The organism is Lacibacter cauensis, assembly GCF_007830055.1.
In the GTDB taxonomy this organism is placed as follows: Bacteria; Bacteroidota; Bacteroidia; order Chitinophagales; family Chitinophagaceae; genus Lacibacter; species Lacibacter cauensis.
In genome coordinates this window covers 533708-551620 of the sequence record NZ_VLLE01000006.1, presented here as the reverse complement: position 1 = coordinate 551620, position 17913 = coordinate 533708, and the positions used below count along the sequence as shown (strand labels likewise).

General features: G+C 42.4%; 14 protein-coding genes. 7 read left to right on the top strand and 7 right to left on the bottom strand.

Annotated features, from left to right (window positions below):
* Positions 1 to 28 precede the first annotated feature (28 nt).
* Complete coding sequence (gene sov, locus IQ13_RS19025; protein WP_144888228.1) at positions 29 to 7315, top strand: T9SS outer membrane translocon Sov/SprA; 7287 nt, start codon at positions 29 to 31, stop codon at positions 7313 to 7315.
* A 104-nt stretch (positions 7316 to 7419) separates the two neighbouring features.
* Here the strand turns inward: sov and IQ13_RS19020 are convergent, their stop codons facing one another.
* Positions 7420 to 7701: a GNAT family N-acetyltransferase gene (locus IQ13_RS19020; protein ID WP_242009588.1), complete on the bottom strand. Its 282-nt coding sequence runs from the start codon at positions 7699 to 7701 to the stop codon at positions 7420 to 7422.
* A gap of 148 nt (positions 7702 to 7849) precedes the next feature.
* Here IQ13_RS19020 and IQ13_RS19015 point away from each other — a divergent pair, with 148 nt between their 5' ends.
* From IQ13_RS19015 to IQ13_RS19005, 3 genes are all read left to right on the top strand, one after another.
* Entirely contained in the window at positions 7850 to 8668 is an 819-nt protein-coding gene (locus IQ13_RS19015; RefSeq protein WP_144888226.1) for an enoyl-ACP reductase FabI, read from the top strand.
* A 96-nt stretch (positions 8669 to 8764) separates the two neighbouring features.
* On the top strand, positions 8765 to 9028 hold the full coding sequence (locus IQ13_RS19010; protein WP_144888224.1) for an SWEET family sugar transporter: 264 nt from the start codon (positions 8765 to 8767) through the stop codon (positions 9026 to 9028).
* A 2-nt stretch (positions 9029 to 9030) separates the two neighbouring features.
* A complete protein-coding gene (locus IQ13_RS19005; RefSeq protein ID WP_144888222.1) occupies positions 9031 to 9420 on the top strand; it encodes a VOC family protein in 390 nt (129 codons plus the stop codon).
* 164 nt (positions 9421 to 9584) lie between these two features.
* On the opposite strand, the gene IQ13_RS19000 is transcribed toward IQ13_RS19005, so the two are convergent.
* Positions 9585 to 9806 carry a DUF2795 domain-containing protein gene (locus IQ13_RS19000; protein ID WP_129130154.1) on the bottom strand — a complete coding sequence of 74 codons (222 nt, stop codon included), beginning with the start codon at positions 9804 to 9806 and terminating at the stop codon, positions 9585 to 9587.
* A gap of 155 nt (positions 9807 to 9961) precedes the next feature.
* On the opposite strand from IQ13_RS19000, the gene IQ13_RS18995 reads away from it, so the two are divergent.
* Positions 9962 to 10627: an ABC transporter ATP-binding protein gene (locus tag IQ13_RS18995; RefSeq protein ID WP_144888220.1), complete on the top strand. Its 666-nt coding sequence runs from the start codon at positions 9962 to 9964 to the stop codon at positions 10625 to 10627.
* A 102-nt stretch (positions 10628 to 10729) separates the two neighbouring features.
* On the opposite strand, the gene IQ13_RS18990 is transcribed toward IQ13_RS18995, so the two are convergent.
* The 4 genes from IQ13_RS18990 to mgtE form a co-directional block, all read right to left on the bottom strand.
* Positions 10730 to 11290, bottom strand: a complete 561-nt coding sequence (locus IQ13_RS18990; protein WP_144888218.1) for a cob(I)yrinic acid a,c-diamide adenosyltransferase — start codon at positions 11288 to 11290, stop codon at positions 10730 to 10732.
* Between the two features lie 100 nt (positions 11291 to 11390).
* A complete protein-coding gene (locus tag IQ13_RS18985; protein ID WP_144888216.1) occupies positions 11391 to 12092 on the bottom strand; it encodes an ABC transporter ATP-binding protein in 702 nt (233 codons plus the stop codon).
* Between the two features lie 13 nt (positions 12093 to 12105).
* A complete protein-coding gene (gatC, locus tag IQ13_RS18980) occupies positions 12106 to 12396 on the bottom strand; it encodes an Asp-tRNA(Asn)/Glu-tRNA(Gln) amidotransferase subunit GatC (protein ID WP_144888214.1) in 291 nt (96 codons plus the stop codon).
* Positions 12397 to 12463: 67 nt separating this feature from the next.
* Positions 12464 to 13858, bottom strand: a complete 1395-nt coding sequence (mgtE, locus tag IQ13_RS18975; RefSeq protein ID WP_144888212.1) for a magnesium transporter — start codon at positions 13856 to 13858, stop codon at positions 12464 to 12466.
* Between the two features lie 128 nt (positions 13859 to 13986).
* Here mgtE and IQ13_RS18970 point away from each other — a divergent pair, with 128 nt between their 5' ends.
* Positions 13987 to 14370, top strand: coding sequence for an SET domain-containing protein (locus IQ13_RS18970; protein WP_144888210.1), 384 nt, complete (start codon positions 13987 to 13989; stop codon positions 14368 to 14370).
* A gap of 164 nt (positions 14371 to 14534) precedes the next feature.
* Positions 14535 to 15824, top strand: a complete 1290-nt coding sequence (locus tag IQ13_RS18965) for a T9SS type A sorting domain-containing protein (protein WP_144888207.1) — start codon at positions 14535 to 14537, stop codon at positions 15822 to 15824.
* 75 nt (positions 15825 to 15899) lie between these two features.
* On the opposite strand, the gene IQ13_RS18960 is transcribed toward IQ13_RS18965, so the two are convergent.
* Positions 15900 to 17798, bottom strand: a complete 1899-nt coding sequence (locus IQ13_RS18960; RefSeq protein ID WP_144888205.1) for a gamma-glutamyltransferase family protein — start codon at positions 17796 to 17798, stop codon at positions 15900 to 15902.
* Positions 17799 to 17913: the final 115 nt, after the last annotated feature.

Here is a 17913-nt window from a genome sequence, read left to right as displayed (position 1 = left end):
ACTTATTTGCTTAGAGACCTTGACCCTGATGCAACGCACCATAACTGGCATCTATGCCCTTCTGACCATTGTAACTACCTGCCTGTCATTGGCAAGTTACGGTGGTGCTCATTCGTTCGATATTCCTGTAAGAGATACTGTTCCCGGAAAAGATAGTCTGCGTTTCCCGCTTACCGACCGTCGTGGCGATGCCTTTACCGAGCCCAATAGAAATACGTTCGATCTGCAACGACCTTCGAATATCAAAGATTCTATTGCGTACGATCCGGCAACCAAGCGCTATTACATTTACGAAAAGATCGGCCGTAGCTGGTTTCGCAAGCCAAGCTATCTCACCTTCGAAGAAATGCTGGCTTACAAAAGCCGACAGGACGAACGGGAGTATTTCCAGCGTCGCTTAAACACAACGCTTAACCTTAACCGTAAAATACAAGACCCCAAGCTGCAGGTACGCCCCAGCTTTTTTAACCGTTTATTCAGCACAACCGGTATTCCTAAAGTTGAAATCCGTCCGCAGGGAGATGTTACGTTAACAGCCGGTTATCTCGGGCAGAATATTAAAAACCCAACCTTACCCGAACGTGCCCGTAAAAACGGAACCTTCGATTTTGATATGAACGCCAACTTTGGTTTAAACGCCAAGATTGGTGACAAGCTGAATTTCCCCGTTACGTATAATACACTTGCCAACTTCCAGTTCGAAAACCAGCTGAAGCTGGACTATTCCGGTAATAACGATGCCATCATTAAACGTATTGAAGCAGGTAATATCCAGTTTCCTGCAAAGGGTACTTTAATGCCGGGTGCTTCCGCTTTGTTTGGGTTAAAAACAGAGTTGCAGTTTGGTAAGTTGTACATTACTGCAGTACTGGCCAATCAAAACTCTAACCGGCAGCAAATGCAGCTTGCAGGTGGTACAGGTTTGCAACAGTTCCAGGTAAAAGCCGATGAGTACGAAGAGAACCGCCACTTCTTAATGGCGCAGTACTTCCGTAAAAATTATAACAAGAACATGAAGAATGTGCCGGCGGTAACAACGCCTGTACAAATTCTTCGTATGGAAGTGTGGGTTACCAACCGCACAGGATCAACAACCGAAAACAGAAATGTTGTAGCGTTGATGGATTTGGGCGAATCGCAACCTTACAACAGCAATGTATTTCCATTAACTTCTTCCGAACTGCCATCGAACGATGCGAACGATCTGTATCAGCGGATGGTGAACGATCCGGCAACACGTGATGCTTCGCTTGTAACCAACCGCTTAACCAGTTTTGGTTTAACAGCAGTACAGGATTTCGAACGCACCTTTGCACGTAAGCTCCGCCCCGAAGAATTTTATTTCAATCCGCAAATCGGTTTTCTTTCACTCAACACAGTTCTGCAACCCGATGAAGTATTGGGTATTGCTTTCCAATACACTGTCAATGGTAAAGTTTACCAGGTGGGCGAATTTTCGAACGATGTTACGCCCGATACAACGGCAAATAACAGCGGCACACAAAAAGTATTGTTCCTGAAAATGCTGAAAGCAACATCGCAACGTTCGTTGTTGCCCATTTGGGATTTGATGATGAAGAACGTGTATTCGGTTGGTTATGGTCAGCTGGAACGTAAAGATTTTAAACTGAATATTCTTTATCAGGAACCCGGTGGTGGCGAAAAAAGATATATCCCCGAGGGCGAAGAAAAGGGCCGTCCTATTCTTGAGCTGGTGAATCTTGATCGTTTAAATAATCAAAACGATCCGCAGCCCGATGGTGTATTTGATTATGTGGAAGGCTTTACGGTTAACTCGCAATTAAGCCGTGTTATTTTCCCAACACTCGAACCGTTTGGTAAAGACCTTGAATATATTTTCCGTGGTGTGGACTCTATTGAACTGCGACAGAAATATTTATTCTATCCTCTTTACGACTCGATTAAATGGGTGGCACAGCAATCGCCGCAATTGAACCGTTATGTGTTCCGTGGTGCATCTCGCAGTGCAGGTGGTGGCGGCGATATTTCGCTTGGTGCATTCAATGTGCCACAAGGTTCGGTAACCGTTTCTGCCGGCGGACAAATGTTGCGTGAAAATGTTGACTACACCGTCGATTATAATTTAGGTACTGTCCGCATCATTAACCAGGCAATTGTTAATTCGGGAGTGCCTATTAATGCAAGTTTTGAAAACAATGCTACGTTCGGTATGCAAAACCGCAACTTCATGGCATTGCGGTTAGATTATAAAGCCATCGAAAAACAAAACAAACAGTTGAACCTTGGTGCAGCTGTAATGCGTTTAGGTGAGCGGCCTTTCTTTACCAAAATGAATTATGGTGATGATCCCATCCGGAATACCATGATTGGTGGAGATGTGAATTACCGCAGCGATTGGAAGCGCCTCAGCAAGTGGCTCGATGCATTACCATTCTACTCAACAAAAACACCATCGTCCATTACAATGTATGGAGAGGGTGCACAACTTATTCCTAGTACTGCTAAACAGATTCGCCCCGAAAAAGGTGGTGGCGGTTTAGTGTATATAGATGATTTTGAAGGAACACGTAACGGTATTGATCTGCGCTTTCCGTTCATTGCGTGGTCGCTTGCGTCAACGCCTTTTAAAGCGCAAGATCGTTTTGGTGTGGAATTATTTCCTGAAGCCGGTTTAAGCGATGATCTGCAATACGGTTACAACCGTGCAAAACTCGCCTGGTATAATATTGAACCGGTGCTGCAGCAACGTCGTGATCCGAATAATCCGTTGGGCGATAATTTAGCTGCATTGTCCGATCCACGTGTACGTTTTGTAAACAGACAGGAAATATTTCCGCAGGTAACACCCGACCTCGGGCAAAACCAGTTGGTTACTTTTGATATGGCGTTCTATCCAACAGAACGTGGTCCGTATAATTTTGATGCACGCAATGGCAGCATCAATCCTTCCAACGGTCGCCTGTTGAATCCAACAAGAAGATGGGGTGGTATTATGCGTGCCATCGACCAGATTGATTTTGAAACAAACAATATCGAGTTTATAGAAATGTGGGTGCAGGATCCGTTCATTCTTAATCCCACAAGTACGGGCGGACAGATGTACTTCAACCTCGGTAATATTTCGGAAGACATTTTAAAAGATGGTCGTCGTTTTTACGAGAACGGATTAAGCACAACACAAACACCTGCCCGTGAAGATTTCAGTAACTGGGCTCGTGTTCCCCGCAATCCAATCCAGATTGCACAAGCCTTCAGTAATATACCTGAAGAACGTCCGCAACAGGATGTTGGTTTTGATGGACGTAGCGACAGTGCAGAGGTGAGAGTGTTCAATTCATTCCTTACACAGTTCAGTAACAATTTTGGTACAGGCGCTGCTTATCAACGTTTGCTGGCCGATCCTTCAAGTGATAACTATAAACACTTCCGTGTCGATCAGCCCGATAATGCAAGCATTCTTAGCCGCTATAAAAATTTCAACAATCCGCAAGGCAACAGTCCTATTGCAAACAACAATGTTGAGTACACATCTGCATCAACACTTTATCCGGATAATGAAGATCTGAACCGGGATAATACGTTGAATGAAGTAGAAGAATACTTCCAGTATCATTTAGAATTGCGTCCGAAAACTGATCCGCTGATGCAGGTAGGGCAAAACTATATTGCAGACAGAAGAGAAGTAGATGTAAAGCTTGCAGATGGAAACACACGTAAAGAAACCTGGTTCCTTTTCCGTATTCCAATTAAAGATTACGAACAGAAAGTGGGCAATATCCCCGACTTTAAATCGATCCGTTTTATGCGGATGTTTATGACGGGCTTTGAAGATTCGTTGGTGATGCGTTTTGGTAAACTGGAACTGGTGCGTAATATGTGGCGTTCACATCCATACACACTCGATACAACAGGGCAGTATCTGCCATTGCAAAACCAGGGTATTACTTCGTTTAACGTAACAGCAGTAAATATTGAAGAGAACGATAACCGTGTGCCTGTAAATTATGTAACACCACAGGGCGTAGAGCGTGTACAGCAGTTAAGTAACAATGGTGTAAACCTGTTGCAAAACGAAGCTTCGTTAAGTATGCAGGTATGCGATTTACAGGATGGTGATGCCCGTGCAGTATTTAAAACACTCAATCACGATTTACGCCAGTACAAACGTGTACGCATGTTTATGCATGCAGAGTCGAGAGGTAAAACCGATAATTTGAAAGACGGAGAAGCCATTGCAGTAATTCGCTTTGGTACCGACTTTGTAAATAACTTTTATGAAGTACGGATGCCGTTGAAGGTTACACCTTGGGGAACTTATCCCAGACCTAAAGTAGACGATAGCACAAGTGCACAATGGCCCAATGCCAACCAGTTTGATGTGAATCTGGAAGAATTGGTGCGGTTTAAATTGCGCCGTACCGGTTCGGTAAGTATGATGTACAGCGAAGACAGGGGCAATGGTATCCGTTGGGCAGTAAAGGGTAATCCGAATCTTGGAGAGGTAAAGGGTTTCCTTGTTGGTATTGAAAATAACAAGAACGATAACACCGCTTCTATTTGTACAGAAGTTTGGATAAACGAATTGCGTTTAAGCGGACTCGATGAAAAAGGCGGTTGGGCTGCTACCGGTCGTGTAGATATTCAGTTGGCAGATCTTGGCACCATTTCCGTTTCAGCATCTGCACGCAGCGCAGGCTTTGGTACTATTGAACAACGAGTAAACGAACGCAGCCGTGAATTTTTTACACAGTTTGATGCTGCTACTAATTTACAGTTAGGTAAACTGTTACCAAAGAAAGCAGGATTGGAAATTCCGTTCTACGCAAGCTATTCGCAAACGGTAATGAATCCTGAATACGATCCATACGACCAGGATGTGAAGTTTAAAGACAAACTTCAAACTGTAAACAACAAAGACTCGGTTAAAAATCTTGCACAGGATTTTTCTGCTATTACAACGGTGAACGTAACCAACATGCGGAAAAATAAAACCAATGGTAAGCCCGCACAGATTTATGATGTTTCCAACTTTGATGTGAGTTATTCGTACACCAAAACCGAAAAACGTAATCCGCTTATTGAAAACGATGTAGTGGAAAAACATTATGCCGGTCTTGGTTACAACTATGCACCACAACCGAAGTTTATTGAGCCGTTTAAGAAAATGATCAAGTACAGAAGCCCCTGGTGGAATATTGTAAAAGATTTCAATTTCAACTACCGCCCGAGCTTATTGAGTTTCCGTGCCGATATCAACCGCCAGTTTGGTGCTGTGCGTGCAAGAGAAGTAACCATACCGGGTGTAGCGCCAAGTCCGTTTAAAATTCCGGAAACCTACGATAAGTATTTTGTGTTCGACCGTGTGTACAACATGCGTTGGGATCTTACACGTTCCATCAATATCGATTTCAGTGCCACAAATAATTCACGTGTGGATGAGCCGTTTGGACGCATCAATACAAAACAGAAAAAAGACAGTGTGCGTACAAACCTGCTGAAAGGCGGTAGGAATACCATCTATCGTCAAACAGCAAACGCATCGTACAATTTGCCGCTGGCGAAAATTCCGGCACTTGATTGGACTACTGCACGATTCAATTATTCAACAACGTACAACTGGATCGGTGCATCACGTCTTGCAGTAAGTCTTGGTAACACAATTGAAAATTCTCAAACAAGAGTGTTTACAGGCCAGCTCGATTTTAACAGACTGTACCAGAAATCGAAGTTCCTGCGTGCGCTCGAAACCGAAAAAGATCCGAATGCACCTGCTGCACTCGCATCGCCTAATATTAAGTTCAATCCAAAAGATACTGTTGGTAAAAGCAAAAAATATGTAGCAAAATTATTCCGCAGGTTAAACCGTTTAGAAGCCAAGAAAGATAAGAGCCTGCAATACGAACCATCGGGTGCAGCACGTTTCTTTGGCCAGTTGCTTACTTCTGTAAAGAGCATTAACCTCAATTATAACGAGTCGTTTAATTCAAGACTGCCGGGCTATCTCGACAGTACACAATATCTTGGTCAGAACTGGCGAAGTGGTGCGCCAAGCCTCGGCTATGTTTTCGGTAAACAACCGGATAATGCATGGCTGAACAGTGCTGCACAAAAAGGATGGATTACAAGAGACACCAACTTTAACTACCTGTTTACGCAGAGTTACAGACAAGAGCTGAAAGCAGAAGCTACTGTAGAGCCGTTTAGAGATTTTACAATTGACTTAAACCTTACACGTTCGTTCAGTAAAAACTACTCGCAACTGTTTAAGGATACAACGGGTAACGGAACTTTCGGTCATTTGAGTCCGTTAGCAAGTGGTGGTTTCGACATCAGCTTTATTTCTTACCAAACCATGTTTAGGAAATTTTCGGCAACCACACCCGGCGAAACGTTCCTGCAGTTTGAAGCCAACCGTTTGATTCTGTCGAAGCGATTGGGTGAAGCGAATCCTTACAGTCAAACTCCTAATGCTGACAACTACTACAAAGGTTATGGACGTTATGCACAGGATGTATTGATTCCTGCATTTATAGCAGCGTATACCGATCAGGATCCGTTGAAGGTGGGATTGATAGATCAGTCGAATAAACGTATTAACGATAATCCGTTCAAGCGTTATTTTCCAAAGCCCAACTGGCGTTTAACGTATAATGGTTTAACACGTTTGCCGGGCATGGATCGGTTGTTTACCAACTTCAGCATTACGCATGGTTACAGCAGCAACCTCAGCATGAACAACTTTACAAGTGCATTGCTGTATGCCGATCAGTTTGGTTATGGTTTCCCATCGTTTGTTGATCCGGTGTCGAACAATTTTGTACCGTTCTTCATTGTACCCAACTTAACCATCAGCGAACGTTTCTCACCATTGATTGGTATTGATGTGCAAACAACCAGCCAGGTAAACTTTAAGCTTGATTATGGCCGTAGTCGTACCATCAGTTTAAGTTTGATCGATTTCCAGGTGAGTGAAGTGCGCAGTGTAGAAATAACTGTTGGAGCAGGTTACCGCAAGCGTGGATTGAAACTGCCGTTTAAAGTGCCGTTCAGCAAAAATGACAGTAAAACATTATCGAACGATCTTACATTCCGTTTCGATCTTACGTATCGGGATAATGCAACATCCAACAACATTCTCGATCAGCGCAACACTATTCCAACAGGCGGGCAGAAAATTCTGTCCATCAATCCATCGATCGATTATGTATTGAACAACCGTATCCGTTTACGTTTGTTCTTCGAACAAAACAGGGTTACCGGTTATATTGCAACACCGCCGCCGGTAGTAAACACAAGAGCCGGTGTGCAGATCAATATCAGTTTAGCACAGTAAGCAATGATGATAAACAAAAACGCCCCGATTTTTCCGAGGCGTTTTTGTTTATTGCAGAAACGGGTAACGTTTTAATACATGTCTGCTGGTTGTTCGCAGAAACATCATAATACATCATGGTAGTCCGGTGTTTTATCAAACACCGATTTAGCAAACGGGCAAAGTGGTTTAATTTTTACTTTCTGCTCCCTTGCAAAATCTACAGCCTTTGCTACTAACTGTTTGCCTGCACCTTTACCTGCAAGCTTATCACTAACCTCTGTATGGTCAATGATAAACATGCCTGAAACAGCCCATACATAGGTCATCTCTGCAAGGCGTTCGCCGTTTTCTTCCATGTAAAACGCACCTTTTTTACCATTGTCGGTTTGTTGAATCGTCATCATACATTAAAAGTAAGTAAACTATGGCTGTAAAGCTTTCCGCTTGTGTTTTGGCTCTTGTACCTTGTCACTTGTGCCTTTCGCTCTGGCCTTACTTCCCGTGTCTTGTTTCTGCTCCATCTTCCTTACTTTTGACCCCAAATCAAAGTTTATGAGTCATCAATTATTGAAAGGAAAAAAGGGCATCATCTTCGGTGCATTGGATGAGAAATCAATTGCATGGAAAACAGCGTTGAAGTGCTACGAAGAAGGTGCACAGATTGTGTTAACCAATGCGCCTGTGGCTTTGCGTATGGGCGAAATCAATAAACTGGCTGAAGCTTGTGGTAATGCTCCTGTAATTGGTGCCGATGTTACCAATATGGACGATTTGAAAAATCTGTTCGAAAAGTCGATGGAACATTTTGGCGGTAAAGTTGATTTTGTACTGCATTCAATTGGTATGAGCTTAAACGTTCGTAAAGGCAAACATTATACAGAACTGAATTATGAGTGGAATGCAAAAACACTCGATATCTCTGCAATGAGCCTGCACCGTGTGTTACGTACAGCGTGGGATATGGATGCCATTAACGATTGGGGAAGCGTAGTGGCGCTTACTTATATTGCTGCACAACGTGTGTTCCCCGACTATAACGAAATGGCTGATGCAAAATCGCTGCTGGAAAGTGTAACACGCAGCTTCGGTTACCACTATGCTGTTAAGAAGAAAGTACGTGTTAATACCATTTCACAATCGCCAACCAAAACAACCGCAGGCAGTGGGGTAAAAGGATTTGATGGGTTTATTAACTATGCAGAAAAAATGAGTCCGCTGGGTAATGCAAGTGCAGAAGATTGCGCAAATTATATTGCCGTAATGTTCAGCGATCTTACACGTATGGTAACCATGCAAAATCTTTTCCACGATGGTGGTTTCAGCTTTACCGGTGTGACAGCTGAAGTAATTGAGCAGATGGAAAAAGAATAAAACAGTGTACACAACATGTTTTATTGTTGTAGATAAACAATTAAAAAAGTTGACAGGTTCTATGCCTGTCAACTTTTTAATTTTAAAGTAAAGCTTATGAATTGGGTAGAAGCCGTTGGTCTTTTTGGTTCGTTCCTCAGCAGTATTACGTTTGTGCCGCAGGTGTATAAAGCCTGGCAAAGTAAAAGTGTGGGTGATCTGAGCTTGTACACCATCCTCATTGTAACAACCAGTACACTGGTTTGGTTGGTGTATGGTTTTTTCAATAACCCGGTACTGTTGCCGGTTGTATTGTGTAATGGATTCATTTTCCTTCTGTCGTTGGTATTGCTTTATTTCAAATACACGTTTAAGAAATAATCATGCATATTGAACATCTTGCTATTTGGGTAAAAGACCTGGAGTTGATGAAAGATTTTTATTGTAATTATTTTGCTGCAACAGCTAACAGTAAATACATCAACCCTGTAAAACAATTTCAATCGTATTTTCTTTCGTTTGCCGAAGGGCCAAGGTTAGAGTTGATGCAGATGCCAACCGTGCCTGATACAAATGATGATATTTACAAACAGTTCACCGGGCTTATTCATTTCGCCATTTCATTAGGCAGTAAAGAAAAGGTGGATGAGATGACTGCAAAATTTAAAGCCGATGGTTTTGAAGTGCTGGATGGGCCAAGAACTACCGGTGATGGGTACTATGAAAGTGTTATACTCGATCCCGAGAAAAACAGAATTGAGCTGACGGTTTAATGTATGGTCGCCTGAAAGTTGCTGGCATCGTCTAAAATAGCGTTACTTGTACAGTCACCTTTCGGGTGATCAGACAAGCTCAGAAGAAAAACAAACCCTGCCATTTGGGGCAGGGTTGAATAATGTTTTAGCTACTAGCTAAAAGCTGTAAACTTACAGCTTGCTTAATATTCATCTTCATTAAAGAAGAAGTCTTCCTGGCTTGGATAATCAGGCCAGATGTCGTCAATGCTTTCGTAAATTTCGCCCTCGTCGTCTAACTCCTGCAGGTTCTCTACTACCTCAATGGGTGCACCACTGCGGATCGAATAATCAATCAATTCATCCTTTGTAGCAGGCCAGGGAGCGTCTTCGAGGTACGAGGCTAATTCAAGTGTCCAGAACATAAGGTAACCCTTTAATTTTCCGCAAATGTAACTCTCCTGCTGAAATAACCAAATCTGCTTTGTTAAGTATGTGCATAACAGCATAAAAGGAATTTTTATTGCCTGTTTGGTGCTACGGTTCAATAGCTTAGGTTTGTATAACGGAGATAAGATGCATGTTAAGTTGTAAACAGATAACAAAACAATACGGAAGTCTGCAGGTGCTGAAGGGAGTAGACCTTGAAATTGCAAAAGGCGAAATTGTGAGCCTGGTAGGAAGCAGCGGGGCAGGAAAAAGCACTTTGCTGCATATTTTAGGCACGCTGGATGAGGCTGATGGGGGACAGGTGCTGTTGAATAATGTGCAGGTAGATAAGCTAAAGGGCAACGCACTGGCTGCATTCCGCAACAAGCACATTGGCTTTGTTTTCCAGTTTCATCATCTATTGCCGGAGTTTACCGCTTTGGAAAATGTGTGCATTCCGGGATGGCTGGGTAATAAGAGGAAAAAAGAAGTTGAAACGAGAGGCATTGAATTATTGAAGATGCTTGGCTTGGCTGAACGGATGAACAACAAACCTGCTGAATTAAGTGGGGGTGAGCAACAACGTGTAGCTGTTGCAAGAGCACTCATCAATAACCCGGATATTATTATGGCCGATGAGCCTACCGGTAATTTAGATAGTACGCATGCCCGTGAGTTACACCAATTGTTTTTCGATCTGCGCAAACAATTCAACCAAACTTTTTTAATTGTTACGCATAATGAAGAGTTAGCAGCTCAATGCGACAGAACTGTGCACATGAAAGACGGCAAAATTGTGAATGGAAGTGCCAATTAATGGACACGATGTATTAACATCACCAGATTGCTTCAAGTATACGGAAGGTATTTATTGCGGCAATTAGTTCGTACTTCTAACTTCGTTCCTCGTACTTTCTTCTCACACTCTTGGCTTCCATGGAATTTCTTCTACACCCAATTGATGCCCCGTATAACGGGCCAGCACAAATAGATAATCGCTTAAGCGATTGATGTATTTGATCACGAGCGGTTCAACAAACATTTCTTCCTGCTGCATGTGCACACATAAACGTTCGCAGCGGCGGCATACACAACGGGCCACATGCAAGGTACTTACAGAAACATGACCGCCGGGCAGTACAAAAAACTTCATGGGTGGAATCGCTTCATTCATCTTGTCCATTTCTTTTTCCAGCAGCTCCACATCACTTTCTTTCAGGTCTGGAATTTTCATCCTGGGTTCTTTCTCGGGATCGCAGGCAAGTGAAGATCCAATGGTGAACAATCGGTCCTGAATTTCTTTTAATACAGCTTTTGTATGCACATCGGCTACATGATCGGTAACAAGACCAATGTAGGAATTGAGTTCATCAACTGTGCCATAGGTTTCAATACGAATATGGCTTTTCGGAACTTTAGTTCCGCCAATTAAACTTGTCTTACCGAGGTCGCCTGTTTTTGTGTAAATCTTGTGTGCCATATTTCGTCAATTCTAGTGTTAACAAAAGTAGACTTCAAAAGGTTGTAAATAAAAATGGAGAGCTGTAAACTCTCCACATTTATAAAGTTAAAGCAGGTAATTAACCTGTTATCAGTTCTTCTTTCTTTTTGTCGCTTTCAATCAATCCATCACGTAAGCGAACAACACGTTTGGCATAGCCGGCAATATCTTCTTCGTGTGTAACCAGTACAACTGTATTGCCCAGTTGATGAATATCGGTAAGCAGGTGCATAATTTCAACCGATGTTTTCGAATCGAGGTTACCGGTAGGTTCATCTGCCAAAATAATGGAAGGACGGTTTACCAGTGCACGGGCAATGGCTACACGCTGAATTTGACCCCCACTTAATTCGTTTGGTTTATGATGATAACGATCGGCAAGCTTTACTTTCTCCAGCATTTCCATTGCTCGCTCGTTGCGTTCTTTTTTTGAAACGCCCGCATAAATTAATGGCAGTGCTACGTTTTCCAAAGCCGACAAACGTGGAAGCAGGTTAAACTGCTGAAACACGAAACCGATTTCCTGATTACGGATATCCGCAAGATCATTATCGCTCATGCGGCTAACATCTTTTCCATTAAGCACATATTTGCCATCGCTCAACGTATCGAGGCAGCCGAGAATATTCATGAGAGTACTCTTGCCCGAACCCGACGGACCCATCAGCGCTACAAACTCGTTTTTAAAAATATCGAGGTTAATGCCTTTTAGTACAGGTAATTCCTGTTTGCCGAGGTAATAGCTTTTGCGGAGATTTTCAAGATGGATAACTGACTGCATAAAGATGATAAGTTTATTTTTTGATCACTTTGGGCACCATAAAGAAACGATCTTTTTTTAAACGGGCATTTTGCAAAGCCGCATCAATTGCAACAGATCCTTTTACTTCATCGGCACGAAGCACATTTATTTCTTCGGTTAAATGCATCAGGGGTTCAATACCCGTGGTATCAAGCTCCTGCAATTTTTCAATAAAGCCAATCATTTGCTCCAGGTCGGTCCGCAGCTTTTCTTTTTCGGCAGGTTTAATATCCAGTCTTGCCAGCAGGCTTAGTTTGTCAATTAAAGCATGATTTACTTCCATCTTTCAAAAATAAGCAAATTGAATGGTGAACCTTGGGTTTTCGATAAACGGAAAGTCGATTACATTACTACAGCAAGATTCCTTTTAAGAAGAGGAAAGCTGTTGAGAAGTAAATGATCAATCCTGTAACATCAACCAAGGTGGCTACAAATGGTGCGGAAGAAACAGCAGGATCGGCGCCGAGTTTTTTCAAAAACAAAGGCAGCATCGAGCCGCTAAGCGTTCCCCAAAGCACTACTCCTACCAATGAAAGGCCAACCACATAACCAATTTCATCCCAATTGTTGCCATATATTTCCGGCGAAATGGAGTGCCAGATAAAAATGCGCACAAAACCGATAAGGCCGAGTGCTGTACCCAACATCAAACCCTGAATAATTTCCCGACGCATTACTTTCCACCAATCGGAGAGTGTTACTTCGCCCACAGCCATTGCTTGTATAACCAGTGTAGAAGCCTGTGAGCCGCTGTTACCACCGCTGGAAATAATCAAGGGAATAAACAAAGCAAGTACCACAGCTTTGGCAATTTCATCTTCAAAAAACGCCATTGCTGATGCGGTTAATAATTCGCCCAGGAAAAGTACAATGAGCCAAACAACTCTTTTTTTGAAGAGTTTTATTAAGGGCGTTTCAAGGTAAGGTTCATCGAGAGCTTCGGTACCACCCATTTTCTGCATGTCTTCACTAAATTCTTCGTTGGCAACCCAAAGAACGTCATCGATGGTAACAATGCCCAGCAGTTTGTTGGTGTTGCTAACTACCGGCAACGCCACACGGTTGTTCATTTTAAACGCCTCATTAGCTGTTTCCTGGTCGTCGTAAGCCTTCAGTGCAATAAAGCGTCCGTCAATCAACTCTTCCACACGTTTATCTGGTGCGGCGAGAATAATGTCCCTGATGCGGATATCATCTATTAACTCTCCTTTCTCATCAATTACATAGAGTACGTTAATCGTTTCACTGTCTTTACCATACTTGCGGATGGTGTCAAAAACCTCCGACACGGTATTGTAAGGGTAGATGTATACATAGTCGGGTGTCATCAATCGGCCAATACTGTTTTCGGGGTAGCCAAGCAACGAAAGTGTAATCTTTCGTTCCTCGGGGTTCAGGAGTTTAATCAGCTCACGCACTACGTTGCTGGGTAATTCCTCCAGAAAAGAAGTACGGTCATCGGCAGGCAGTTCGTTTAGTAATTCGGCCGTTTTAAATGGAGGGAGCTCTTTAATAACGTGTTTTTGTGTGGGCAGGTCCAGAATTTTAAACACGCTTACAGCCCTATGCACGCTCATATTGGCCAGAATCTGTCCTTCATAATCAGGAAATTCGTCAACAAGTTCGGCGACATCGCTGATGTTCTGGTTATTTAAAAAATCCTGAATATCCAACTTGTCTTCCCTGATCATCAGGGCTTCAAATTGCTCTTTTAATGAAACTTCGGGTTCCAGTTCCAAACTCATACTGCTGCTGTTTTAAAATTAAATTCCACACCTGCAATTTAAGTTAAAGCGAGGGAAGGAAGGCTAAACTTACTCTTCGACAATGTAGCAGAAAGTTAGTTTCTTTGAAATTGCTAAAACAAAACCGAATGCGTTTACCCGATCTTTTTATTACGAATACTGCTGATAAAGGCCGGGGTGTTTTTACTGAACAGGGAATTGAGGCTGGGGAGATAATTGAAATGGCGCCCGTAATTGTAATGAGTGCCGCAGAACGGGTATTACTGGATCAGACACTATTACATGACTATATTTTTGAGTGGGGCGAAGATAAGACGCAATGCGCTATGGCTTTAGGCTGGATTGCGGTGTACAATCATTCTTACACCAGTAATGCAGAGTACTTTATGGATTTTGAAGAGGGATGGATGTTTATCAAATCAGTCCGGCAAATTGAGCCCGGCGAAGAGATTACAATCAACTATAACGGTAATTGGGACGATATGAAGCCTCTTTGGTTCGAAGCCAAATAGATCATCCTTGTCGTAGATTTACGACAACTTTCTTTAAAAATATCTACAGTTCTGCTTGCTATACTCGGTTATGGATATTACTTTTGCTTTACGATCTCCCTGAAAAAGCCCTACTTTAATCTCCCACACCTACGGAAACCAGTTAACAATTAAAACTTTTCTATATGATTAGAAAGTTACTCTTGTTGCTGGTTGTAATAACATACCTGCAAAACACTTCTTATTCTCAAAGTGCCGAAGTTTACGGCAATGCATTTTGGCAAAGTGCAAGTAATAGAGTTGTTATACGTTTAGCTTTACGTAACCCTACCGGTTCAAGTTCAGGACAAACACGATTGATGGGTTGGCGTTTTGGTATTCAGTATAATGAAGCAAACGTATCTTTTGCTGGTTACAATAGCTATATGACTGGTTTAAATGATGCGGCCTACCTTACTTTCATCGGCCCTGATAATGCTGCAAATGTTGCAAATATTGATCCTATCGTTGGAACACAACGAACAGCAACAATAAATACTGGTGGTACAAAAGTCATGCAACAACGATATATCAATCGTTCAACTACAAGTTGCACCAATGGGTTAACTCTTGCCGCCGGACAGATGGCGATTTTAATTGACATTTATTTTACGTTAGACAATAACAATCCGGCTTATTATCACCTCACGGATCCTGACTATGGGTTTGGAGATCCCGAGTTTATAGCTCAGTTCCTTGAAAAAAGTAATGGAGGCCATAACGGAAATCTTACGGATGCTTATAAGGATATCGCAGTTGTAATTCTTAGAGAAGGTAATGAAGGTAATCCTTATCAACCATTTGATGCTAGTAGTTGCGGATCTAACGTAAATACAAATCCGATAACTATTGGAAAAGAAGATGTGAATTTCATTACACCCATCAACGGTGTATTAGCAGGTAAAGCTGTTGATGCAAATGTTACAGATAAATTGAATCATGTACAGGTGCAATGGAATTCGGAAAACAATCAATTGATTGATTATTTTGAAGTACAGCGGAAGGATAATAATGGCGAGTTTAAAACAATCGGCCTGGTAATGGGAACAGATAATGTGACGGAAGAAAAATATGAATTTAAAGATAAAATAACCGTACGGGATGTTGAGTCTGCTTACAGAATTAAGGTTATTGGAAAAGATAAAATAACAACGTACAGTAATGTGCAGAAGATCAGGTTAAGCAGCGGACAATCTTTAACAGTAAAAGTATTTCCAAACCCCAGCAGTGATGCTGTACGGATCAGTCTTCCAGATCAGAATGGTATTTATGTTTGCCGTATGTATAGTGCTGAAGGACGAATGGTATTAACCAGTAATGTATCTGCTTCCAATCCGTCGGTTACCATTAAATCGTTGCAAACAGGATCTTATTTTATGGAACTTTATCAACCCAAAACGGGCATGCGTTATTATACGCAGTTTACGAAACAGTAAAGAATAAGTAAAGGTTATAAATCAGCAAGCCCTCTCAAACTTGAGAGGGCTTGCTGATTTAATAAAGTAATGTCGTTACCAGCCTATCCCATAATCTTCACCATGGTTGCTGCTGCCACCCCAGAATGTTTTGTGTTTCCAGTCGAAATAGATAGCATTGATAGGGCCGCTTGTTCTATCGTCGAATGTTAGTGTGTAACCCATCTGTCTTAATTCTTTCCGCACCCATTCCGGTGTGTTATCGTGTAATAACAAACTGCCTGGTCTTGGTTTGCGATCATCTACTTTACTTCCTCCCAACGATAGCCAGAGTTGATTGGTGTTAATGTTTGCTGCTTCGCAGGCTTCCTGCACATTCATACCAAACTCAACAATATTCAAAAAGAACTGCAGTAAATTCTGATCCTGCGTATCGCCACCCTGCACTGCAAACGATAAAAATGGTTTGCCATCTTTCAATGCAAGAGTGGGTGTTAATGTAACACGTGGTCGTTTGCCCGGCTCAATAACATTGAACGGATTCAATGACGGATCGAGCACAAAACTTTGTCCACGTTGACTCATCCCAACACCTGTGTTACCTGCAATGCAGGCAGGTAGCCAACCACCTGATGGTGTAATGGAAACAACCCAGCCTTCTGCATCAGCTGCTTCAACAGATGTAGTTCCTCTCCATAACCGATCCATATAATCAGCATCAATTGCTGCAACAGCTTCGTTACGCACATCATGCGCTGGAGCAAAATTTCTTCGTTGTGTAGAGGTCGTATCCATATTGAAACCTCTTTTCTTCAGTACATCAATGTATGGATTTGTTTTTCCTTCGTACGGATATGGATCGCCTGGTCCCGCTAACGGATCATTCCGTTCCATTGCAATTTGTTTGGCTCTGAACTTTGCATAGTCTTTACTCAACAAACCTTGTATAGGTTCGGCTGGTGGGAAGTAAGGGTCGCCATAATAAAAATCCCGGTCAGCGAACGTCATGTTCATGGTTTGATATAATGTATGGATATACCGTGTGCTGTTATAACCCATACTCTTCAAATCAAAATTCTCCAATATGTTAAGGCTCTGTAACAGCATGGGGCCTTGTGTCCACTGGCTGAGTTTGTACACTTCTATGCCCTTGTAATTAACATGCATGGCTTCTTCTTCAATCGGTTTCCAATTGGCGAGATCTTGCATAGTAATTAAACCACCCTGTTCTTGGCAGCCACGTACAAATTCCTGTGCAATATCGCCTTTATAAAAGCGATCGTATGCAGCCATGATCGCTTCTTTACGGCTTTTACCTTTTTTCAATGCCAGCTGTTCAGCCTCTACCATTTTGGTGAGTGTTTCCAGCAATTCTTTTTGTACAAAAATTTCTCCTCCTTCCGGCGCTTCTCTTTTTTCGCCAAGATGTGGCAGAAAAACTTTTTTGCTGTAAGGCCACTGTTTAATCATTTGCTTTCCACGCTCCATGCTGTTGGCTGTTTGTGCATCAATAGCATAACCTGCAGCCAATTGCATACTCGGTGCCAGCACATCTTTTAAACTCATAGTGCCATAGTTGGCCAGCATTAAACAAAGACCACCAACGGTACCCGGAGTTACTGCTGCCAACGGACCATATTCCGGCGGAAAATTATATCCTTTGCTTTTGTAATATTCCGCTGTTGCTCCTGTTGGTGCAACACCCAACGCATTAATGCCAATTACTTTTCCTGTTTTCGGATTATAAATAAGTGCTTGCGTTTCGCCGCCCCAGCTTAACACATCCCACATGGTGCAGGTAGCACCGAGCATGGCACAGGCAGCATCAACAGCGTTGCCTCCTTTCTGAAAAATCATACTGCCTGCTGTTGCCGCCAATGGTTTACCGGTAATAGCCATCCAGTTTTTTCCATGCAGTACAGGCTTTTGTGTTTGCTGAGCAACACCCAGCAGTGAAGAAGTTGTGATGAGTGATAAAAGAAAAAATTTTCTCATGCGTTGAAGTTTAGTGTTTTAAAGTTAGGAAGAGATCATTTATAACACAGCTTCTGTGATAAGTGGTTAATGTATTGTTTAAGTAACAGATATTCTCAATGTGTTTTTTGAACAC